Origin of the sequence: Denitraticella aggregata (assembly GCF_048158365.1) — a bacterium.
Taxonomy (GTDB): Bacteria; Pseudomonadota; Gammaproteobacteria; order Burkholderiales; family Rhodocyclaceae; genus Azoarcus_F.
On the sequence record NZ_JBLLNL010000005.1, the window covers coordinates 25,209 to 47,484 of the forward strand.

Annotated in this window: 22 protein-coding genes; 10 read left to right on the plus strand and 12 right to left on the minus strand. The window is 65.0% G+C overall.

The genetic code is table 11. The features are described from left to right. Window positions 1-425 precede the first annotated feature (425 nt). Window positions 426-857: an RNA polymerase-binding protein DksA gene (dksA, locus tag ACKVEX_RS07830; protein WP_473215152.1), complete on the plus strand. Its 432-nt coding sequence runs from the start codon at window positions 426-428 to the stop codon at window positions 855-857. 63 nt (window positions 858-920) lie between these two features. Here the strand turns inward: dksA and lipA are convergent, their stop codons facing one another. The 10 genes from lipA to ACKVEX_RS07880 form a co-directional block, all read right to left on the minus strand. Beyond that, a complete protein-coding gene (lipA, locus tag ACKVEX_RS07835; protein ID WP_473215153.1) occupies window positions 921-1,868 on the minus strand; it encodes a lipoyl synthase in 948 nt (315 codons plus the stop codon). Window positions 1,869-1,899: 31 nt separating this feature from the next. Beyond that, window positions 1,900-2,517: a lipoyl(octanoyl) transferase LipB gene (gene lipB / locus ACKVEX_RS07840; RefSeq protein WP_473215346.1), complete on the minus strand. Its 618-nt coding sequence runs from the start codon at window positions 2,515-2,517 to the stop codon at window positions 1,900-1,902. Between the two features lie 86 nt (window positions 2,518-2,603). Next, the gene (locus tag ACKVEX_RS07845) at window positions 2,604-2,870 is read right to left on the minus strand and encodes a YbeD family protein (protein ID WP_473215154.1); all 267 of its coding nucleotides are present in this window, start codon (window positions 2,868-2,870) and stop codon (window positions 2,604-2,606) included. A 7-nt stretch (window positions 2,871-2,877) separates the two neighbouring features. After that, complete coding sequence (locus ACKVEX_RS07850) at window positions 2,878-4,005, minus strand: D-alanyl-D-alanine carboxypeptidase family protein (protein ID WP_473215155.1); 1,128 nt, start codon at window positions 4,003-4,005, stop codon at window positions 2,878-2,880. Between the two features lie 105 nt (window positions 4,006-4,110). Then, window positions 4,111-5,286 carry a septal ring lytic transglycosylase RlpA family protein gene (locus tag ACKVEX_RS07855; protein WP_473215156.1) on the minus strand — a complete coding sequence of 392 codons (1,176 nt, stop codon included), beginning with the start codon at window positions 5,284-5,286 and terminating at the stop codon, window positions 4,111-4,113. Next, window positions 5,283-6,425: a rod shape-determining protein RodA gene (rodA, locus tag ACKVEX_RS07860; RefSeq protein ID WP_473215347.1), complete on the minus strand. Its 1,143-nt coding sequence runs from the start codon at window positions 6,423-6,425 to the stop codon at window positions 5,283-5,285. Before rodA ends, ACKVEX_RS07855 begins: the two co-directional genes overlap by 4 nt. Before the next feature lie 7 nt (window positions 6,426-6,432). Continuing rightward, window positions 6,433-8,331, minus strand: a complete 1,899-nt coding sequence (gene mrdA, locus ACKVEX_RS07865; protein ID WP_473215157.1) for a penicillin-binding protein 2 — start codon at window positions 8,329-8,331, stop codon at window positions 6,433-6,435. A 19-nt stretch (window positions 8,332-8,350) separates the two neighbouring features. Then, complete coding sequence (gene mreD, locus ACKVEX_RS07870) at window positions 8,351-8,872, minus strand: rod shape-determining protein MreD (RefSeq protein WP_473215158.1); 522 nt, start codon at window positions 8,870-8,872, stop codon at window positions 8,351-8,353. 3 nt (window positions 8,873-8,875) lie between these two features. Further along, complete coding sequence (gene mreC, locus ACKVEX_RS07875; protein ID WP_473215159.1) at window positions 8,876-9,787, minus strand: rod shape-determining protein MreC; 912 nt, start codon at window positions 9,785-9,787, stop codon at window positions 8,876-8,878. A gap of 59 nt (window positions 9,788-9,846) precedes the next feature. Then, window positions 9,847-10,890: a rod shape-determining protein gene (locus ACKVEX_RS07880; RefSeq protein ID WP_473215160.1), complete on the minus strand. Its 1,044-nt coding sequence runs from the start codon at window positions 10,888-10,890 to the stop codon at window positions 9,847-9,849. 120 nt (window positions 10,891-11,010) lie between these two features. Here ACKVEX_RS07880 and gatC point away from each other — a divergent pair, with 120 nt between their 5' ends. From gatC to ACKVEX_RS07915, 7 genes are all read left to right on the plus strand, one after another. Then, window positions 11,011-11,298, plus strand: coding sequence for an Asp-tRNA(Asn)/Glu-tRNA(Gln) amidotransferase subunit GatC (gene gatC, locus ACKVEX_RS07885; RefSeq protein ID WP_473215161.1), 288 nt, complete (start codon window positions 11,011-11,013; stop codon window positions 11,296-11,298). A 67-nt stretch (window positions 11,299-11,365) separates the two neighbouring features. Next, entirely contained in the window at window positions 11,366-12,841 is a 1,476-nt protein-coding gene (gatA, locus tag ACKVEX_RS07890) for an Asp-tRNA(Asn)/Glu-tRNA(Gln) amidotransferase subunit GatA (RefSeq protein WP_473215162.1), read from the plus strand. Between the two features lie 27 nt (window positions 12,842-12,868). Next, window positions 12,869-14,338, plus strand: a complete 1,470-nt coding sequence (gatB, locus tag ACKVEX_RS07895) for an Asp-tRNA(Asn)/Glu-tRNA(Gln) amidotransferase subunit GatB (protein WP_473215163.1) — start codon at window positions 12,869-12,871, stop codon at window positions 14,336-14,338. A 134-nt stretch (window positions 14,339-14,472) separates the two neighbouring features. Continuing rightward, on the plus strand, window positions 14,473-15,603 hold the full coding sequence (locus ACKVEX_RS07900) for a YeeE/YedE family protein (RefSeq protein ID WP_473215164.1): 1,131 nt from the start codon (window positions 14,473-14,475) through the stop codon (window positions 15,601-15,603). A gap of 66 nt (window positions 15,604-15,669) precedes the next feature. Further along, complete coding sequence (locus ACKVEX_RS07905) at window positions 15,670-16,491, plus strand: class II glutamine amidotransferase (protein ID WP_473215165.1); 822 nt, start codon at window positions 15,670-15,672, stop codon at window positions 16,489-16,491. 186 nt (window positions 16,492-16,677) lie between these two features. Beyond that, window positions 16,678-17,082: an HIT family protein gene (locus ACKVEX_RS07910; protein WP_473215166.1), complete on the plus strand. Its 405-nt coding sequence runs from the start codon at window positions 16,678-16,680 to the stop codon at window positions 17,080-17,082. A 40-nt stretch (window positions 17,083-17,122) separates the two neighbouring features. After that, window positions 17,123-18,739 (plus strand): hypothetical protein, encoded by a 1,617-nt coding sequence (locus tag ACKVEX_RS07915; protein WP_473215167.1) that lies wholly within the window; start codon window positions 17,123-17,125, stop codon window positions 18,737-18,739. Here ACKVEX_RS07915 and phoR read toward each other — a convergent pair. Next, on the minus strand, window positions 18,708-20,054 hold the full coding sequence (gene phoR, locus ACKVEX_RS07920) for a phosphate regulon sensor histidine kinase PhoR (RefSeq protein WP_473215168.1): 1,347 nt from the start codon (window positions 20,052-20,054) through the stop codon (window positions 18,708-18,710). The two genes, ACKVEX_RS07915 and phoR, sit on opposite strands and share 32 nt — an antisense overlap. Window positions 20,055-20,104: 50 nt before the next feature. Next, window positions 20,105-20,806, minus strand: a complete 702-nt coding sequence (gene phoB, locus ACKVEX_RS07925; RefSeq protein WP_473215169.1) for a phosphate regulon transcriptional regulator PhoB — start codon at window positions 20,804-20,806, stop codon at window positions 20,105-20,107. A 239-nt stretch (window positions 20,807-21,045) separates the two neighbouring features. Here phoB and ACKVEX_RS07930 point away from each other — a divergent pair, with 239 nt between their 5' ends. Continuing rightward, window positions 21,046-21,468, plus strand: a complete 423-nt coding sequence (locus tag ACKVEX_RS07930) for a gamma-butyrobetaine hydroxylase family protein (protein WP_473215170.1) — start codon at window positions 21,046-21,048, stop codon at window positions 21,466-21,468. Window positions 21,469-21,470: 2 nt separating this feature from the next. Then, window positions 21,471-22,208 (plus strand): bifunctional demethylmenaquinone methyltransferase/2-methoxy-6-polyprenyl-1,4-benzoquinol methylase UbiE, encoded by a 738-nt coding sequence (gene ubiE, locus ACKVEX_RS07935; RefSeq protein WP_473215171.1) that lies wholly within the window; start codon window positions 21,471-21,473, stop codon window positions 22,206-22,208. Window positions 22,209-22,276: the final 68 nt, after the last annotated feature.

A 22,276-nucleotide genomic window follows, 5' to 3' on the forward strand; every position in this document is an offset into this window, starting at 1 on the left:
TGGCCGGACGCGAACCTCACACGCCTGCGCGCCCGCCTGCTGAAGCACGGCAACGCTCCGCGGTCACGCCCTCTTCGATGCGGGTCTCGGGCTGCTGAACCGGGTCGCGGACCGACAGGTCGCATCGGAGTCGAAGCACCGGAGCGTCGTACCGGAAGGCGAAGCGACGGGAACGAGGGGCTCAATCCTACCGTCTTGTGACGTTTCTGGTGGACAAGTCGTGCGGGTCGGGCTCAAATACCCGGACAGCACCGCCGGACGATGGGCGAATGCCCGGATCGTCCGGTCGGGCAATGAACGGCGGGCCTGGCGGGCAGCACTGTTCGACATGCCATGGCCGGCGACGACAAGCGTCGGAATCCGCGAGGATCCGTCCGCTCATGGCCCATAATGATTTTGCGGACCTTGTTCAGGAGTGGTCGAGAATGATGAAAGAAAACCCTTCGGAGACGTCCGGCCCAAGCGCGGAAGAGATTCTGGCGATGCCCGACAGCGACTACATGAACGCCACGCAACTCGACTTCTTCCGCTCGATGCTGCAGCGAATGCGCGACGAGCTGCTCGAGAACGGCCAGTCCACGATCGCCCATCTGCAGGAAACGGCGGCCACGCCGGACGAGGCCGATCGCGCGACGCAGGAAGAGGAGCAAGTGCTCGAGCAACGCATTCGCGACCGGGAGCGCAAACAGATCCACAAGATCGACAGCGCGCTCGACCGGATCGCCAACGGCACTTATGGCTACTGCGAAGTGTCGGGCGAACCGATCGGCTTGCGCAGGCTGATAGCCAGACCGACCGCCACGCTCAGCATCGAGGAGCAGGAGCGGCACGAGCGCGAGGAGCGGATGTTCCGCTGACGCGGGTGTGCGTGCCTGCTCCGGACACCTTACGGAGGCGTAACACCGCCGTAGGCGCCGTCACTACACCACCCCGGCGCCTTGCGCCTGCTGGTCGGCCCAGTAGCTGGACCGCACCATCGGCCCGCAGGCCGCGTTCCTGAAGCCCATCTTCAGCGCCTCGGTTTCGAACATCCTGAACACGTCGGGATGGACGTAGCGCAGCACCGGCAGATGACCGGGCGACGGTTGCAGATACTGGCCGATGGTCAGCATCTCGACATCATTGGCGCGCAGGTCCCGCATCACCTCGAGGATCTCTTCATCGGTCTCGCCCAGGCCGACCATCAGGCCGGACTTGGTGGGCACGTCCGGATGACGGCGCTTGAACTCCTGCAGCAGCTTAAGCGAATACGCGTAGTCCGAACCCGGTCGGGCCTGCCGGTACAGCCGGGGTACGGTTTCGAGGTTGTGGTTCATCACGTCCGGCGGGGCCTGGTCGAAGATCTCCAGCGCAATCTCCATGCGTCCGCGGAAGTCCGGCACCAGGACCTCGATGCGGGTTCCGGGCGAGGCTTCGCGAGTGGCACGGATGCACTCGACGAAATGCTGGGCACCGCCGTCGCGCAGATCGTCGCGATCGACGCTGGTGATGACCACGTAGTTCAGGCGCATCGCGGCGATGGTCCTGGCGAGATCGGCCGGTTCGTTCTGGTTCAGCGGCTCCGGGCGGCCATGACCGACGTCGCAGAACGGGCAGCGACGGGTGCAGATGTCTCCCATGATCATGAAGGTCGCGGTGCCCTTGCCGAAGCATTCGTGAATGTTCGGGCAGGACGCCTCTTCGCACACGGTGTGCAGCTTGTGCTCGCGCAACGTGGCCTTGATCTCGTTGAAGCGCTCGACCTCGTCGCCGGCGCCGAGCTTGATGCGGATCCAGTCCGGCTTCTTCAGGCGCTCGGCCGGGACGATCTTGATCGGGATGCGGGCGGTCTTGTCGGCGCCGCGCTGCTTGCGCGTTGTTGTTTCCATTTTTTACTCTTTTTCAGGTCGTTCTCTGTTCTCAGGGGTGCGTCGTCACCGGCGGCAACAGCCGGCAAAGGTGATCGAGCAGTCGTTCACCCGCCTCTTCGACACTCACGGACACGCCGAATTCCGCGAGCTGGACGGTTTTCAGGCCCTCGTAACCGCAGGGATTGATCCACGTGAACGGCGTCAGATCCATATCGACATTGAGGGCCAGACCATGATAACTGCAGCCGTTTCGAACGCGAAGGCCGAGGGCGGCGATCTTGGCCTCGGCGACATACACGCCCGGGGCGCCCACGCGGCGTTCGGCATGGAGTCCGTAGTCGGCCAGACAATCGATCAGGGCCTGTTCCATCAGGTACACCAGCTCGCGGACCTTGAGCCTGCGTCGCGCCAGATCGATCAGCAGATACACCACCAGCTGACCCGGCCCGTGGTAAGTGATCTGTCCGCCACGGTCGATCTTCACCAGCGGGATGCCGCCATCGCGCAACAGGTGTTCCGGCCTGCCCGCCTGGCCTAGCGTGTAGACCGGTGGATGCTGCAGCAGCCAGATCTCGTCGGGCGTCGCCGAGTCGCGGGCGTCGGTGAACCGACGCATCGCGGTCCATGTGGGTTCGTATTCGACCCGGCCGAGACGACGCACCGCCAGCAGCCCGGACCGCCCCTCGACTTCGAGCGGGGTCTGCGCGGCGTGGACATCGGCTGCGGTAGACAATGCGCTCGCCGGCGAGACCGTCACAGCACCACCTTGACCAGCGGATGGCCGCTCAGTGCGCGATAGAGCCCATCGAGCTGCCCCTGCGAGACCGCACGGACGGTGCAGGTCAGCGACAGATAGTTGCCCTTGCTCGACGGCCGCATCTCGACTGACGCGGGGTCGAAGGTCGGATCGTGCCTGAGCACGACCTCGACGATGGTCTGTGCGAAGCCCTCGACGCGGGCGCCCATGACCTTGATCGGAAAGTCGCACGGGAATTCGATCAGGGTCTCGCGCTGACTCATCTCCGACTCACAGGCTCTTGATCCACAGCACCAGTGCGTCCCACAGACGCCCGAAGAATCCGGCGACCTCGACGTCCGCCAGCGCCACGACCGGATATTCGCCGAGCAGGCGGCCATCGAGACTGAGGGCCAGCACACCGATCGGCTGTCCCTGCTGGATCGGCGCCATGACCGGCTGGTTGCTGGTCAGCGCAGCCTCGACACGCTGGGACTGATCCTTGGGCAGCGAGATCACGAAGTCTTCGGTGAAGCCGACCGACACCTCGTTGACCTTGCCCTTCCACACGCGAAACTGCGACAGGTCCTGCCCGGCGGTGTAGAGGCGCACGGTGTCGAAGAACTGAAAACCATAGTTGAGCAGCTTCAGGGACTCCTGCGCCCGGATCGTCTCGGACTCCGATCCGAGCACGATCGAGATCAGTCGGCGCGGCCCCCTGAGGGCGGAAGACACCAGGCAGTAGCCGGCTGCACGCGTGTAGCCGGTCTTCATGCCATCCACGGTCGGGTCCAGCCACAGCAGGCGGTTGCGATTGGGCTGCGTGATATCGTTGTAGGTGTACTCGCGCTCGGAATACAGCGTGTAAAACTCGGGAAAATCGCGAATCAGCGCGGATGCGAGCAGCGCGAGGTCGTTGGCGGTGGTGTACAGCCGGTCATCGGGCAGGCCCGAGGAGTTGGTGAAATGGGTGTTGCGCATGCCGAGACGCTCGGCCTCGCGGTTCATCAGGTGGGCGAAGGCCTCCTCCGAGCCGGCGATCAGCTCGGCCAGCGCGACACAGGCGTCGTTGCCCGACTGGATGATCATGCCTCGGATCAGCTGTTCAACGGTCACCGCCTTCCTGGGTTCGATGAACATGCGCGAACCGATCATCTTCCAGGCCTTCTCGGACACCGGCACTTCCCGCTCGAGACTGATCGTGCCCGCCTTCAGCGCGGCAAACGTGACATAGGCGGTCATCAGCTTGGTCAGCGATGCGGGCTCGATGCGTTCATCCGGATTGTGCGCGGTCAGGACCTGACCGGTATTGTGGTCGAGCAGCAACCATGCATTTGCGGCCAGTGACGGCGCCGGCGGCGTCTGGGCCGAGGCGTTGAGCGAGAAGACGACGAGGAGCAGGGTGATCAGAAAGCGCATAGGAGAGTCAATTCAAAGGGGCGGAGTGAGGGAGTGCGTCATTGTACCGGCTGAACGCTCAGCGGCGACCCAAGCACATGGCAGACCGCCGACGGACCGTACGGTTCAGCGAACGACCACGAACGGTTGCAGCTCGAGCAGGGTTCCGATCCGCTGCGCTTCGACGCGGGCATGATCGGCCGACGCGAACGGGCCGAGTTGCAGCCGATAACGCCCGCCGTCGTCGAGCAGCTGCAACCGGTCGGCGAACACCGCCAGTTCGCTGCGAATTCGCTCGACCAGCGTCTCGGCGTTGGCCGGGGTCGAGAACGCCCCGAGCTGCAGGTAGGCGCCTTCCTCCTGCGCAGCGACCGGAATCACCTGGACCGAGGACGGCACAGCGACTGAAGCCGGCGCCGGATCAGCGGAAGCGACCGGCGGCCGCATCGGCTGGGGGCCAAGATCCAGTGCGGCGACCTGCATGAACCGGGGCGGTGGCGCCCTTTGAGTCGGCCCGGAGGGCACGGGCGGTGCCTGTGCGATCGCAGTGCCGGCGGCCAGACCGGGCACCGCCAGGACGCCGCGCGCCATCGCGACCTCGATGTCGCGATGGGTGATTGTCTCGACCTCGACATGCGCACTGCCGCTGTTGATGTAGCCGAGTCGGTGCGCGGCGGCATAGGAAAGATCGATGATGCGACCGCGCAGGAAGGGGCCGCGGTCATTCACGCGCACGATCACCGAGCGGCCGTTGCCGAGATGGGTCACGCGTACATAACTCGGGATCGGCAGGGTCGGATGCGCCGCGGTCATCGCGTACATGTCGTAGCGCTCGCCATTGGACGTCGGATTGCCGTGGAAACGACGGCCGTACCAGCTCGCATGCCCGCGCTGCGAGAACGGGCGCAGCTCGGTCATCGGCACGAAGCTCTGGCCGAGTACCGTGTACGGCCGCAGGGCCGGTCGATGCAGGGGTTCGATACGCGGCGTCGCATCCGGGATGTCGTCCAGATTCGCCGGCACGACGTCATGCGGGCCGTCGTCCTTGTAGTAGGCCCCGCCACGACTCGAACCGCCGCTGGCCGCGGCGGTGCTCGCGACTGCGGCCGGACCGCTGTCGGACACACGCGGCGCCTTGCCGCCACAGGCGCTGAGCACCAGCGACAGCAGCAATGCGATCGCAATCCCACCCGCCTGGCCGCCGCACGCACCGTACAAACGGTGCCGGAGACCGGTCACGCCCACATCGCGACCGTGCGAATCGTCCCCATCACATCCCGAGTACTTTTTCACACGCATCATTCCTTCGCAGCCACACGACTGCGCTCTATGCTCATCAGCATACCCATCCCGATGCACAGTGTCACCAGTGCGGTGCCGCCGTAGCTCACAAACGGCAGGGGCACCCCCACCACCGGCAGGATACCGCTGACCATGCCCATGTTAACAAAGGCATAGGTAAAAATGATCATCGTGATCGCACCGGCAAGCAAACGGGTCGCGAGCGTCGGTGCGCGCGCGGTGATGATGAACCCGCGCAGGATCAGCAGCAAATAGGCGCCGAGCAGGACCAGCGCCCCGATCAGGCCGAACTCCTCGGCGAGCACCGAGAAGATGAAATCGGTGTGGCGCTCCGGAATGAACGCCAGGTGCGTCTGCGTTCCGTCCAGCCAGCCCTTGCCGAGCAGCCCGCCCGAACCGATCGCAATCGTGGACTGGATGATGTGGAAGCCCCTTCCGAGCGGATCCTGGGTCGGGTCGAGCAGGGTGCATACCCGCTGCTTCTGATACTCACGCAATATCCGCCAGTCGAATTCCGGCTGGCACAGCATGTCGCCGAATCCGACGATCGCGCCGATGCCGACCATGCCCAGCACGACCACCGGCACGATCAGCTTCCAGGACAGGCCGGCGAAGAAGATCACGTAAAGCCCGGCCGCAGCCACCAGCAGGCTGGTGCCCAGATCGGGCTGGATCACGATCAGCCCGAGCGGCACCGCAAGCAGCACGGTCGCGACGACGAAGGTCCCGAAGCGGATCGTGCCCTCACGCTGCTGGAAATACCAGGCCAGCATCAGCGGCACCGCGATCTTCATCAGCTCCGACGGCTGGATGCGGGCCACGCCCAGATCCAGCCAGCGTTTGGCCCCCTTGGAGGTGTCGCCGAACAGGACGACCCCGACCAGCAGCAACACGCCCACCGCGTAGAGCGGCACGGCCAGCGACAGCAGCCGCTTGGGCGGAATCAGCGACACAACCCACATCGTGCCCAAACCGGCGACCAGGTGAATCTGCAGCGTCGGCAGGCGCTCCGGCGAGGCGCTCGTCATCAGCACATACGCGAATCCGAGCAGACCGGTCAGGACCAGCAACAGAAACGGATCGATCGGACGCAGTCCCGCCTGGATCAGCATCAGGGGGTGGAGTCGCCAGTTGCTCACGTCGCGCTCACTGTTCCAGTTCGGCAGCCAGCCGCTCGTCGATTTCATCCACGGGCACTTCGATCGGCTTGCCGAGCACATGGAAATCCATCACCTGGCGCGCGATCGGTGCCGCGGACTGCGAGCCGAAACCGCCGTTCTCGACCAGGACCGCGAGCGCAATCGTCGGATTCTCGGCCGGGGCGAAACCGATGAACCAGGAATGGTCGCGCAGCCGCTCGGCGACATCGCCCTCGACATAGCGCTGGCCCCTGAGCGAGAACACCTGCGCGGTGCCGGTCTTGCCACCTGACGAATAGGCGGCGTCCTTGAATACCCTCGCTGCGGTGCCTTTGACATTGACTTCCACCATGGCCGCTATCACCGCGTCGAAATTGCGCTGATCGAACGGAATGCGCGCGACCGGCTCCGGCTCGACCGGACGCCGCTCTCCGGTGACCGGATCCACGACGTGGCGCACCACGTGCGGCCGGTAGATCTCGCCACGGTTCAGCATGGCCGCCAGCGCGTTGGCCATCTGCAGCGGCGTGTAGGCGTTATAGCCCTGACCGATGCCCACCGAGATCGTCTCGCCGCCGTACCAGGTCTGATGTTCGCGCGACGAGAAGCGGGCGCGCTTCCACGCCGGTGACGGCAGCACACCGGAGGCTTCGCCGGGCACATCGATGCCGGTGCGCTGGCCGAAACCGAAGGGCCGCATGAAATCCGCGATCGCGTCGATGCCCAGTTCATGAGCCAGCTGGTAGTAGTAGGTGTTGCAGGAGTAGACCAGCGTCTTGTGCAGGTCCACATTGTTCTGGCAGTTCGACTTGCGGTCGACAAAACGGTGACCGACGAAGGTGAACAGCCCCTGGCCGTTGAAGCGCTGGTCCACCGTGCGACGGCCGCTCTCGAGGCCGGCCAGCGCCATGAAGGGCTTGAAGGTGGAGCCCGGCGGATACGCGCTGTACAGCGCGCGGTTGAGCAGCGGATGCTCAGGCGAATCGCTCAGCGCGCGCCAGTCGGCCACCGAGATGCCGTCGATGAACAGATTGGGGTCGAATGACGGCGTGGACACGAGGGCCAGCACGCCGCCGGTCGAGGGCTCGATCGCGACCACCGCCCCGCGGCGATCACCGAGCGCAGTCTCGGCCGCGCGCTGCAGACCCATGTCCAGCGTCAGTTCGAGATTGTTGCCGGATACCGACGGGGTCCGCGACATCAGCCGCACCGCCCGGCCGCCCGCGTTGATCTCGACCTGCTCGATGCCGGTCGTTCCGTGCAACTCGGCCTCGTAGCTCGATTCGAGCCCGCTCTTGCCGATGTACTCCGAGCCGCGGTAGTTCGCGGTTTCGCCGCGCTCGTCGATGCGCTGCAAATCCCGTTCGTTGATCCGCCCGATATAGCCGACCACATGGGCGGCAGACTGGCCGGTCGGATAGTCCCGGTACTGTCTCGCCTGCACCTCGACACCCGGGAACTGATAAAGGCGGGCGACCACGCGGGCCACTTCCTCGTCGCTCAGATGGGTACGGATCGGTACGCTTTCGAAGTACTTGGTGTCGAGCACGAGGCGACGGAAACGGCGTCGGTCACGCTCCTCGATGCTGATGATGCGCGACAAGGCGTCGATCGTCGCGTCGAGCTGCCTGACCCGGGCGGGATTGATCTCGAGCGTGTAGACCGAGTAGTTGCGCGCCAGCAGTTCTCCGTTACGGTCGAAAATCTCGCCCCGACCGGGGACCACCGGCAGCACCGCGACCCGGTTGCCTTCGGCCCGCGCATGGTAGTAGTCGAACTTGACCACCTGCAGGTAGTAGAAGCGCGCCGCGAGCAGACCGAAACACATCACGACGAACAGCATCGAGACCACCACGCGGCGGCGCAATGCGCAGAGTGCCTCTTCCGGGCGTCGAAATTCGGTCATGTACGCAGAATCGGCCGCATCAGATCGGTCGGTTGTCGTCGCGCTCTACCGGCTGATACTGCGGCAGTAACAGCAGGAAACTGAGCGGTGCCCACAATAGTGCACCGGAAAGGCTGGAACCGAAATACCACCAGCCCGGAAACTCCGCCCCGCCGAGCAGGCGAACCGCCACCATGATGAGCTGCGCAAACAGCAGGATCGGCAACACATGCACCGCCTGTTGCATGGCGGAAAACCACAGCACCCGCCGCGACATGGCCCCGGCCAGGTAGCAGAGCACGACATAGGCCAGCGCATGCTGGCCCATGGCCGCGCCATGGCCGATGTCGACCAACAGGCCGAACATGAAACCAGTGCCCATGCCGACCCTGAGCGGTTCGCGCATGCACCAGAAGGCGAGGACCAGCGCGACCCAGTCGGGCACGCCCGGCAGTCGTCCGGTCGGAATGTAGATCAAGCCCAGCGCCGCCAAGAGGCTCGCATAAATGAACCAGGTCCGGGCAGGCTGCAGGATTCGGTTGGATCGATGGGTGGGCTGCATGATCTACTCGGGCTGCGGTTCCGGGGCAGTGTCGGCCGACACATCGACTGCGTCGGACGGGCGCGGAACCGGCGCGGCCGGCTGTGCGCGCCCGAGCACCAGCACCTGAGCCGCCCGCTCCACCCGCGCCAGGGGCTCGCCGAACACCTTCAGGAAAACCTCGCCATCGGGCTCCACGCTAACCACGCGTGCGACCGGCAGTCCCGCAAGAAAGATCCCGTCCAGTCCGGACGTGACCAGACGATCGCCGGGCAGGATGTCGGATCCGGCGGTCACGAAGCGCATTTCCAGCAAACCCTTGCCACCACCGACCAGCACGCCGCGCAGTTCGTTTCGCTCAACCTGGACCGGGATTGCCTGCTCCTTGTCGGTAATCAGCGTGACCTCGGCCTGTATCGGATAGACCCGGGTCACCTGGCCGATCATGCCGCGCGCGTCGGCCACCGCCAGACCGGCGACAACGCCGTGATGGGTTCCCCTGTCGAGGATCACCTTGCGTGCGAACGGATCCGGCGCATCGTACAGAATCTCGGCCGCAAGACTGTGGACGGTCAGCGAGCGCGACATCACCAGCAGCCGCCGCAACTCCTCGTTCTGACGTTCAAGGTGCTCGAAGCGCAGCAGGCGCTGCGCGGCCTCGAGCTGGTGGCGCCTGAGTTCGGCATTCTCGACCTGCACCTCGACCAGGGTCGCGAAATAGACGCCGGCGTTTCGCAGAAAATCCACCGGCGCGGCCGCGGCGAGCTGTAGCGGATGCGTGACGACCGAGATCGCCTGACGCACGACCTCGAGATAGCGGTAGCGAAGATCGGCGACCAGCATGACGAGGCAGACCACCACCAGCACGAGCAGGCGCGCAAACGGCGTGGGGCCACGCTTGAAAAACGGCGGTGACTGGTGACCTGCCAGGGACATCGGTGGACTCGCGGTGAAAGCGGATGAACCGAATCATCCGCCTCCGGCCGCACTACCCGTTAGTCCGACGCGAAGATGGAGCCGAGCGCATCCATCTTCTCGAGCGCCATGCCGCAACCGCGCGCGACGCAGGTCAGCGGCTCGTCGGCGACGAAAACCGGCAGACCGGTCTCTTCCATCAGCAGGCGATCGAGATCGCGCAGCAAGGCACCACCCCCGGTCAGCACGATGCCGCGCTCGGCGATATCTGCCCCGAGTTCGGGCGGCGTCTGTTCGAGTGCGATCTTGACCGAGGAGACGATCTGATTGAGCGGCTCGGCGACCGCCTCGAGCACTTCGTTGCTCGATATCGTGAAGCTGCGCGGAATGCCCTCGGCGAGGTTGCGCCCCTTGACCTCGAGCTCGCGCACCTCCGAACCCGGAAAGGCCGAGCCGATACCCTTCTTGATGTTCTCGGCGGTGGTGTCGCCGATCAGCATGCCGTAGTTGCGGCGGATGTAGTTGATGATCGCTTCGTCGAACTTGTCACCGCCGACGCGCACCGAACCGCTGTAGACGAGCCCGCCGAGCGAGATCACGCCGACCTCGGTGGTGCCGCCGCCGACGTCCACGACCATCGAACCGGTCGCATCCGACACCGGCAATCCCGCGCCGATCGCAGCCGCCATCGGCTCCTCGATCAGAAAGACCTGGCTTGCGCCCGCCGCCAGCGCGGCGTCGCGGATCGCGCGACGCTCCACCTGCGTGGATCCGCAGGGTACGCAGATGATGATGCGCGGACTCGGCGAGAACATCCGCGAATCGTGAACCTTCTTGATGAACTGCTTGATCATCTGCTCGGTGACGACGAAGTCGGCGATCACGCCGTCCTTCATCGGCCGGATGGCATTGATGTTGCCAGGCGTCTTGCCGAGCATCTGCTTGGCAGCCGTACCGACCGCCTGAATCGTGCGCTTGGCGTTCGGACCCCCTTCGGTGCGGATCGCGACCACCGACGGCTCATCGAGCACGATTCCCTTGCCCCTGACGTAGATGAGGGTATTGGCCGTGCCCAGATCGATTGCCAGATCACTGGAAAAATAGGAACGCAGAAAACCAAACATGGGGTAATTCCGAAAACCGGTGTAGATGAGCTGCAGACGAGCTGAGGTATCCCGCCCGAACAGGCGAAAGCGTTTATGATAACCTACAACGCTTTACGGATTAAGCGCATTTGTAAACGTATGTCGCTATCGATCGAAGACGTCCAAAAGATCGCCGGGCTCGCCCGCATCGAGCTGACCGATGGCGATGCCGAGGCCACCCGTGACAAGCTGAACAGTATCTTCGGCCTGATCGAACAGATGCAGGCCGTGGACACCCGTGCGGTCGAGCCGATGAGCCATCCACAGGACGTCGCGCAGCGTCTGCGCGACGATGCGGTCAGCGAAACCGACCAGCGTGAGGCCTTCCAGCGGATCGCGCCGCAGACCGAGGCAGGCCTCTATCTCGTTCCTCGCGTCATCGAATGAGCGGGCGGCCCCAGCGCCTCCATCCGACCTCCGCGCCCCCCTTCCCTGACCGAGCCTGTCCGCCCACATGATCAACGCCAGCCTGACCGATTTGCGCGCGGCGCTGGACGCTGGAAAGACGTCCAGCGTCGAGCTCGCCACGCTGTTCCTGGACCGCATCGCACAGCTCGATCCGGCCCTCAACGCATTCATCACCATCGACCGTGACCGGGCGCTGGCGGCGGCCCGCAACGCCGACGCACGTATCGCCGCGGGCGAGGCTGGTCCTCTGACCGGGATCCCGATCGCGCACAAGGATGTGTTCTGCACCGAGGGGATTCTGACAACCTGCGGGTCGAAGATGCTGTCCGACTTCGTCAGCCCTTACGACGCCCACGTCGTCGCGCTCCTCAAGGCGGCCGGCACCGTGATGCTGGGCAAGACCAACATGGACGAGTTCGCGATGGGCTCTTCCAACGAGAATTCCCATTTCGGTCCGGCGCGCAACCCGTGGAATACCGGCCGGGTGCCCGGTGGCTCCAGCGGCGGCTCGGCCGCCGCGGTTGCGGCCCGCCTGGTGCCGGCCGCAACCGGTACCGACACCGGCGGCTCGGTGCGCCAACCCGCCGCCCTGACCGGCGTGACCGGCATCAAACCCACCTACGGCGTGGCCAGTCGTTACGGCATGATCGCATACGCGTCGTCCTTCGATCAGGCCGGCGTGTTCGGCGCGTCGGCTCAGGACTGCGCGCTGATGCTGTCGGCGATCGTCGGATTCGATCCGCGCGACTCGACCAGCCTGAAACGGCCGGCCGAGGACTACGCCGGTTCGCTGCCGTCGGACGCAGGTGGCGCAAGGCCCCTCGCCGGCCTGCGCATCGGGCTGCCGCAGGAGTTCTTCGGCGAAGGCATGGCCGACGACGTGCGTGCTGCGGTCGAGGCCGCGCTCGACGAATACCGGCGTCTGGGTGCGACCACGGTCGCGGTCGGGCTGCCGAACGCGAAGCTCGCGATTCCGGCCTATTACGTGCTCGCGCCGGCCGAGGCCTCGAGCAACCTGTCGCGCTTCGACGGCGTTCGCTACGGGCACCGCGCGGCCGACTACACCGATCTGGACGACATGTACCGCAAGAGCCGCGCGGAGGGCTTCGGTGCCGAGGTCAAGCGCCGCATCCTGGTGGGCACCTATGTACTGTCCCACGGCTATTACGATGCTTATTACCTGCAGGCGCAGAAGCTGCGCCGGCTGATCGCGGAGGACTTTCGCCGCGCCTTCGAGACCTGCGACGTCATCGCCGGTCCGACCAGCCCGAGCACCGCGTGGGCGATCGGCGAGAAGACCGACGATCCGGTGCAGATGTATCTGTCCGACATCTACACGATCGCGGTCAATTTAGCGGGCCTGCCCGGTCTTTCGCACCCCTGCGGCTTCGGGGCGGACACGCTGCCGGTGGGCGTGCAACTGATCGGCGATTATTTCGATGAATCGCGGCTGCTCGCCACCGCGCACCGCTTCCAGCAGGCCACCGACTGGCATCTGCGCCGGCCGGCACTGGCAGCCTGAACCCGCCGCCCGAAAGAGGCCGAACACATGAGCAGAAACGACTGGGAAGTGGTCATCGGACTGGAGGTCCATGCCCAGCTCAACACCGTCTCCAAGATCTTTTCCGGCGGCTCGACCGCATTCGGCGCCGAACCCAACCGCCAGGCCTGCGCGGTGGACATCGCGCTGCCCGGCGTACTGCCGGTGCTCAACCGTGGCGCGGTCGAGCGCGCGATCCGATTCGGTCTCGCGATCGGGGGCCGAGTAGCGCCGAAGAGCGTGTTCGCACGCAAGAACTACTTCTATCCCGATCTGCCCAAGGGCTACCAGATCAGCCAGTTCGAACTGCCGGTCGTGTCCGGCGGTTCGATCACGATCCGGGTCGGCGAAGGCGACGACAGCTACGAGAAGACCGTCAACCTGACCCGCGCCCATCTCGAGGAAGACGCCGGCAAGAGCCTGCACGAGGACTTCCGCGGCATGAGCGGCATCGACCTGAACCGCGCCGGCACGCCGCTGCTGGAGATCGTGTCGGAGCCGGAGATGAGCTCCTCGGCCGAGGCGGTCGCCTATGCGCGTGCCCTGCACGCGCTGGTGCGCTGGATCGAGATCTGCGACGGGAACATGCAGGAAGGCTCGTTTCGTTGCGACGCCAACGTATCGGTCCGCCGTCCGGGCGCAGCACTGGGCACGCGGCGCGAGATCAAGAACCTGAACTCGTTCCGTTTTCTGCAGCAGGCGATCGATTACGAAGTCCAGTGGCAGATCGAAACCCTGGAAGACGGCGGCCGCATCCAGCAGGCCACGGTGCTGTTCGACCCGGACAGCGGCCAGACCCGGGTCATGCGCACCAAGGAAGACGCGCACGACTACCGTTATTTTCCCGACCCCGACCTGTTGCCGCTGGTCATCGCACCTGACTGGATAACCCGGGTGCGCGGCGAGATGCCCGAGCTTCCGCAGGCGATGAAGGCGCGCTTCATCGCCGATTTCGGCCTGTCCGCCTATGACGCCGCGACACTGACCGCGTCGCGCGAGATCGGCGGCTACTACCAGGCGACGGTCGACGCGGCCGGGACCGCGCAGGCCAAGCCCTGCGCCAACTGGGTCATGGGCGATCTCGCCGCACGCCTGAACCGGGCGGAGCTCGACATCGCCGACTCACCGGTCACGCCGGCACAACTGGCCGGCCTGGTCCGGCGCATCGCGGACAACACGATCTCGAACAACATCGCGAAGAAGGTCTTCGACGCGCTGTGGAACGGCGAAGGCGGAACCGGTATCGATGCCGCGGATCGAATCATAGCCGCGCAGGGCCTCAAACAGGTCACCGACAGCGGGGCGATCGAGGCCATCGTCGACGAGGTTCTTGCCGCCAACCAGAAGTCGGTCGACGAATTCCGTGCCGGCAAGGACAAGGCCTTCAACGCGCTGGTCGGACAGGTCATGAAGGCCAGCCGCGGCAAGGCCAATCCAGCCCAGGTCAACGAGATCCTGCGCCGCAAGCTCGAGGACTGAGCCGGCATGCGGTAACGGGGAGGCGGCCGGTGCATGCCGGTCCGTTGAGCGCGATCAATGAAACTGCTTTCCCTTTCATGCATTCTGATCTACTAATATAGATCGTGCCCATCCCACACGGGCAGGAGAATGCAATGCCCGATCTGATTGACATCATCGAAACGCTGGGCGAGGACCGAACCCTCGCGCTCGGCGGATTGTTGATCGGCGCGCTGTTCGGCTTCTTTGCTCAGCGCTCGAAGTTCTGCCTGCGCGCGGCCAGCGTCGAGGTGGCGCGCGGGCAGTTCGGTCCCAAACTCGCGGTGTGGCTGCTCGCGTTTTCGGCCGCGATCGTCGTCACGCAGTTGCTGGCCCTGTCCGGCCAGTTCGACACGGCCAACGTACGTCAGCTGTCGAGCCAGGGCAGCCTGTCGGGTGCGCTGATCGGTGGCCTGCTGTTCGGTTCCGGCATGGTGCTGGCACGCGGCTGTGCCAGCCGGCTGCTGGTGCTCGCCGCGAACGGCAACCTGCGTGCATTGCTGTCCGGACTGATCTTCGCGGTCGCCGCGCAGGCTTCGATGGGCGGTGCGCTCGCCCCGCTGCGCGAGGCGATCGGGTCATGGTGGACCATCGATGGCGGAACCGGGCGGAACCTGCTCGCGGTGGTCGGCATCGGCAACGGCGGCGGCGTGATCTTCGGCCTGGCGTGGCTGCTCGCAGGCGCCTGGTTCGCGCTGCGCAACAGAGTCGCACCATGGGGCTGGATCGGCGGTATCGCCGCCGGTGTCGCGATCGCGGTCGCATGGTGGTTCACGTTCCGGCTGTCGGGCCTGACCTTCGAACCGACGCCGATCAAGAGTCTGTCGTTTACCGGCCCGTCGGCCGACATGTTGATGCGGGTGCTGTCTCCGGTCGGCCAATCGGTCAGTTTCGACACCGGCATGGTGCCAGGCGTGTTCGTCGGATCGTTCATCGCGGGTTGGCTCGCACGCGAGCTGAAGCTCGAGGGCTTTCAGGGCGGGCGCGCGATGCGCCGCTATATCGCCGGAGCGGTGCTGATGGGTTTCGGCGGCATGCTCGCCGGCGGCTGCGCGGTTGGCGCCGGCGTGTCGGGCGCGGCCGTGTTCGCGGTGACCGCGTGGGTCACGCTGTGGAGCATGTGGGCCGGCGCCGCGATCACCGACTGGCTGATCGATCGCCACGTCCACGACCCGGCACCTGTGCCGAACCCGCCGCAGACGGCCGTTGCCGGCCGTGCGGAAGATACGATGCTCACCCATCCGTGACCCCGTGCGCGACCCGCTATAATCGAGCCTTCAGCTCGTGTCCCCTGTGCAGCGAGGAGGTCCCCGATGTGTCAGTTGCTTGGCATGAACTGCAATGTGCCAACCGACATCTGTTTTTCGTTCACCGGCTTCCGGGCGCGCGGCGGGCTGACCGATCATCATCGTGACGGGTGGGGGATCGCGTTCTTCGAAGGACGTGGTGTGCGGATGTTCCTGGACCCACAGTCCAGCATCGAGTCTCCGGTGGCCGAGCTGATTCGCAGCTATGCGATCCGCTCGCTGAACGTCATCGCGCACATCCGGAAGGCGACCCAGGGCGACATCCGACTGGACAACACCCACCCGTTCCAGCGCGAGTTGTGGGGGCGGTACTGGATCTTCGCGCACAATGGCAACCTGATCGACTACCGGCCCAAGCTTAAAGGGCGCTTTCTGCCGGTCGGCAGCACCGACTCCGAGCTCGCTTTCTGCCATCTGCTGCAAAGCCTGGCCGATCGCCATCCGGACGGTCCGCCCGCGCCCGAGCTGCTGCATGCGAGCCTGCGGGAACTGGCGGTGGAGATCGGCGGCCACGGCGAGTTCAACTTTCTGCTGTCCAACGGCGAACGCCTGTTCGCGCACTGCGCGTCGCGGCTGGCCTACATCGTGCGCCAGGCGCCGTTCTCCACTGCGCACCTGTCGGACGAGGACGTCAGTGTCGATTTCGACCAGCTCACCACACCGGCGGATCGGGTCGCGGTGATCGCCACGCTGCCGCTCACCGACAACGAGACCTGGACGGTCATGCCGCCGGGCACGCTGCTGAGCTTTCGCCACGGAGCGCCCGAGCGTCTGGGAGAGGCAGGAACGCTGCCCTTCACCGGACGGTCGGTCACGCTCGGCGCATGAGCGTGAGGCGGCGGCAGGGCCGGAATTCGATCCGCCCCCTTCGCAGCATCATTCCAACAGACTAGACTAGCGGCTTTCGGGTGACTCGAGAGATCGGCGCGAAGCAGGGCGAAAAGCGGGCACATGCCGGGCCGCACGCTCCCGACACGCCCGCAATTGACTGGACCAACCTGAGTATCGCGCGCCATGACCTGCTCCCTGTGCAGCCCTGCGGACGAAAACCTGATCTGGCAGGACGGGCACTGCCGCGTGATCCGCGTGGATGATCCGGTCTATCCGGGTTTCTGTCGCGTGATATGGAAGGATCATGTCGCGGAGATGACCGATCTCGGGATCGAACAGCGGCATCATCTGATGAAGGTGGTCATGGCGACCGAGCAGGCCTTGCGCACGCTGATGCGACCGGACAAGATCAATCTCGCCAGCCTCGGCAACTTCGTCCCGCACCTCCATTGGCATGTGATACCCAGGTTCCGGGATGACACTCATTTTCCGGAAGCGATCTGGAGCAGTCCGCAGCGCGTAGGCGTGATGCGTGATGCGCCGGCCATCGCGCAACTTTGCGAGCAGATCGCCGGGGCGGTCGGGTAATCGGCAAGGACAACAAACAAGAAAGGAGTATCGAGCCCTCATGGACTACCGAAATCCCGCTGAATGCCTGGAACTGATCAAGCGCCTGAACCCGGTCAACGCGGATCAGACGCAACGTGCCCTGGCGGCCATGGTCGAGGGCCTGCTGGATGCCGCACCTGCGGCGAACCAGCACCTCGAGGTGCTCGAGAATGCGCGCATCCCGGTCGATCTGGTGCAGGATCAGCTCGCGCGACGCTATGCGGCCCATCCGCTGCCGCCGGACAGCGCCGAGAACGAAACGCTGCTGCGCGTCGTCGCGCTGTGGAAGCTGCTGGCGCGCTCCTATGCCGAGATCACCCGTCGGGATGCGGCCACCGGCACGCTGGACGACCAGCGTGCCCTGTTGTCGCAGCGCCGAGTGTATTACTCGGGCCTCGCGCTGACCGAGTATTTTCGCGCACATCGCTCACCGCCGGCCGGTGTATGGGCCGAATTGCACGAGAGCTTCACGATGGCCGAGGCGCAGGGCGTGGCCAGCGTGCGGGTCGCGGACCCGCTCAACGAAGTCTGGCGGGCACAGAGCGCGACGGAGTCCTTCATCTCCTTTCTGCTCGTGGATCTGTCGAATCCCTTCGGTCGCGGCGAGCGCGATTTCAACTGGATCTGCCGCTGGGCGCAACGATTCGCACCCTATTGCAGCCTGGTCGCGACCAGCCGCTCCGACGCCGCGGCCAAACCGACCGGATATGCGCTCGACCTCGCCAGCGAAGGCGGACTCAAGCCCGTGTCCGTCCTCGACCCGGACAGCAAGAGTCTGCGTCGCTTCGACGGCAGCCGGCTCGCCGGGCAGATCCAGGCCGTGTTCAAGCAGTTCAAGCAGGGGGTCAAGCCGTCTGCGCTAGGCCTTGGTGAGGATTGCTCGATCGAGGCCAGCGGCAAGCTGCTCGTATCCCTGTACCGCCCCTGGGGACTCGCATCGGTCGGCCGGCGTTTTCCGCGACGGGGCGGACGGGGCCATGTCGAGCTCACCGGGGACTGGCTGGGGATCGGTTTTCATGTCCAGGGCCGACGCTTCGAGCAACCGGGCGGGGCAGCCGTCACGCGCAGCCTGCGCAGCGACATCAATCTGCTGACCTTTGGCGAGCGGGTCACCGAAGCAGACGAACGCAACAGTGGTCAGCATCGCCGACAGGAGGCCCAGCGCCTGGGCTTCGTGTGCGAGTCCTGGACGATGCTGGACCAGTCGGTGAATGGTTTCCGGCTATGCCGAACCGATCATGGCGAGCGCGTGGAGCACCATCAACTGGTCGGAGTGCGTCCGCCTGACGGCGAGCACTTCCTGCTCGGGCAGATCAGCTGGCTTATGTACCGTAACGACGGCGCACTGGTGGGCGGCATCAACATGCTCAACGGCATGCCTAGCGTCGTGGGGGTGCGTCTGGTGGGCGCTCAGCCGGGCATGCATGCCTCGGCTTTTCAGCAGGCTTTCATGCTGCCGGAGACGCCGGCGCTGAAAACGCCGCGCACCCTGGTTCTGCCCGGCGGCTGGTTCAAGCCGCAGCGCGCGCTGGAGATGTTCGACGGCAAGCTGCAGCAGTATCGCTTGCTGGATCTGATCGTGCGGGGTACGAACTTCGATCAGGTCAGCTTCGAGGTATTGCCCACGACCGCCTGAGGCGACTCGCCGGAAAGACGACGCAGAAGCGGCTGCCCTTGCCGGGCGCGCTGTCGATTCGCAGTTCGGCCTGGTGGCGGGACACCACGTGCTTCACGATCGCGAGGCCCAGACCGGTGCCACCGGTCTCACGCGAGCGTCCGCGGTCGACCCGGAAGAAGCGCTCGGTCAGACGTGAGATATGTTTGGGGTCGACTCCGATTCCATTGTCCGAAACGCAGAACTCGCCGCCCTCTTCGGTACTTTTCCAGCCCAGCCTGATCCAGCCGCCTTGCGGCGTGTAGCGCACCGCGTTGCTGGCGAGGTTCGCGAACGCAGAATGAAGTTCCTTCTGACTGCCCAACAGGACGTCACCCTCGTCGCGCGCATCCAGATCGAGCACGAGTTCGTGACGTCCGGCCGACAGCACTTCGGTCTCGTGGTGCACCATGCGCACCAGCTCCAGCACGTCGACGTGTTCTTCCTTGGGCGCCGGGGCACCGGTCTCGAGCGCCGACAGCGCGAGCAGGTCCTCGATCAGGCGCTGCATGCGGCTCGACTGGTCGAGTGCGAGTTTCAGAAAGCGAAGGATGTCCTCACGGTCGAGATCGTCCAGCCCGTCCATGACGGTCTCCACGAAACCCCCGACCACGGTCAGCGGCGTCCTCAGTTCGTGCGACACGTTCGCGATGAAATCGCGGCGCATCGTCTCCAGCTTCTCGATCTGCGTGATGTCGCGCGACACCAGCATGCGCTGATCGCTGCCGAAGGGAACGAGCTGGATCAACAGACGCGTATCCGGGCGACGCGGCGACCAGATCACCAGTGGTTCGTCCTGCCTGGGCGGGTCCAGATAACGCAACAGCTCGCGCTGCCGTGCCAGCCCAGAAAGAGGGCAACCGAGATCACGGGCGTGACTCAGCCCGAAATGCTGCTCTGCCTTCTGGTTGATCCATTCGATGGTGTCCCGGCCGGACAGATAGATGACGCCGTCGGGCATCGCCTGGCTCGCGGTTCGAAACCGCTCAAGCGTCGCGGTGAGCTGGTCCTGCCGGTCACGCAAGGCGCGGATCCGCCGGTCCAGCCCGGACAGCACCGGGGTCCACAGCCCGGTGCCGCCGGGAATCGTCACCAATTGTCCCGCCTCGACCCAACGATGCAGACGGTCGAGATGTCGTGCGTGATGCAGCACCAGCAAAAACATCAGGACTGCGAAGACGGCCATGCCGCTCGTCGGTCCGACAAGGAGCCCGACCAGGGTCGCGATCAGGGCGGCCAGTCCAAGCAGGCGTGCGGTCCCGGCCCATACCGAGCGGTTAACTGGAAATTTGAACAATTTGGATACGCATCGTCGTGCCAGAGCGGATTATCCCACGCACGAAACCGTCACGCGTCCGTATCCACCTGCAGCGAGAATCGATAACCACTGCCCCGTACCGTCTGGATCAGGCGGTCGTGGCCGGTCTGTTCGAGGGCGGAGCGCAGACGCCGGATGTGGACATCGACGGTACGTTCCTCGACGAAGACATGATCGCCCCAGACCTGGTCGAGCAGCTGGGTGCGCGAATGCACGCGCTCCGAATGCGTCATCAGGAAGTGGAGCAGGCGAAACTCGGTCGGACCGAGGGACAGCGCCTGGCCCGCCGCGCTGACCCGATGGGTGCTCGGATCGAGCCGCAACCCGCCGAGGTCCACCGGATCTTCGGTCACCTGCGGCGAGCGCCGGCGCAACACCGCCTTGATTCTCGCGACCAGCTCGCGCGGACTGAAGGGCTTGGTGATGTAATCGTCGGCGCCCGTCTCGAGACCGGTGATCTTGTCCTGCTCTTCGCCACGGGCGGTCAGCATGATGATCGGAATCGTCCGGGTGCGCTCATCGGCACGCAGGCGACGGGCGAATTCCACACCGGACATGCCCGGCAGCATCCAGTCGAGAAGAACGAGGTCGGGCAATGCATCCCTGACCAACCGCTGGGCACTCTCCGCATCGGACACCCTGACCACGTGATGCCCGGCGCGGGTCAGGTTCACCGCAATCAGCTCCTGAATCGCCGGTTCGTCTTCCACAAGCAGAATGTTTGCGGGCATGACATCGCTCCATGTGAGAGTCGCAAGTGTATTTCAGCTAGTTGACGTTTTCATGACAGGTCATCGCGATGCAATGACCCACCGGCCGCGGACGACGCCGTCACGCCGCATACGCAAGCATCGACACGGCCCGGGGGCGACGCCGAGGGTTACGGACCGCTCATGCCGCGGCCCGACGCCCGAGGTGATTCAGGTATGATTGTCCCTGTCGTTCATACACAGAGAACTCGAGCGAAATCATGGCAGGACTGGATCAGAATACGCCGCAGCCGACCGGGATCACGTTGCACCGCAAGTCGCGCCTGCTCGAAATCGCATTCAACGACGGCAGCACATTTTCGTTGCCGTTCGAATATCTGCGGGTTTTTTCGCCGTCGGCCGAGGTGCGGGGCCATGGCCCCGGGCAGGAAGTCCTGCAACTGGGCAAGCGCGACGTGCTGATCGCCGAACTGGACCCGGTCGGAAACTATGCGATCCGCCCGGTGTTCTCGGACGGACACGACACCGGTCTGTACTCCTGGGACTATCTCTATATGCTCGGCAAGGAGCATGAACACTTGTGGCAGGAGTATCTGCAGCGTCTCCAACAGGCTGGCGGTTCGCGCGATCCGGCGCTGGTACCGCCCCCGGCGCCCAAGGGCGGCGGCTGCGGAAAGCACTGAGCATGACCGACAAGAACACCCACTTCGGTTTCCAGACGGTCGCCGAGGACGAGAAACACAAGAAGGTGGCCGAAGTGTTCTCTTCGGTTGCGCAACGTTACGACGTGATGAACGATCTGATGTCGTTCGGCCTGCACCGCGTGTGGAAGGCCTTCACGATCCAGATCTCGGGCGTCGGCAAGGGCGATCGCGTCCTGGACGTGGCCGGCGGCACGGCCGACCTTTCGCTGGCGTTCGCGAAACGGGTCGGTTCCGAGGGGCAAGTGTGGCTGACCGACATCAATCACGCGATGCTGTCGCGTGGGCGGGATCGCCTGGTCGATCACGGCTTCGTGTCGCCGGTCGCGCAATGCGACGCCGAGAAGCTGCCGTTTCCGAGCAACTGGTTCGACTGCGTGACCGTGGCTTTCGGCCTTCGCAACATGACGCACAAGGACATGGCGCTGGCCGAAATGATGCGCGTGCTGCGCCCGGGTGGCCGTCTGCTGGTACTCGAGTTCTCCAAGGTCTGGGCGCCGCTGTCGCCTGCCTACGATTTCTACTCGTTCAAGATCCTGCCCTGGCTGGGTTCCCGGGTCGCCAAGGATGCCGACAGCTACCGTTACCTGGCAGAATCGATCCGCATGCACCCGTCGCAGGAAGAACTGAAGGCGCTGATGGAACGAGTCGGCCTCAAACGGGTCGATTACTTCAACATGACAGGCGGTGTCGTCTGCCTGCATCGCGGCTACAAGTTCTGATCGCAACACGGTCTGCGCAAGCGGATCTGGTGTCCGCCGACCGGGTCGCGACCATCCACAAGGAGAAT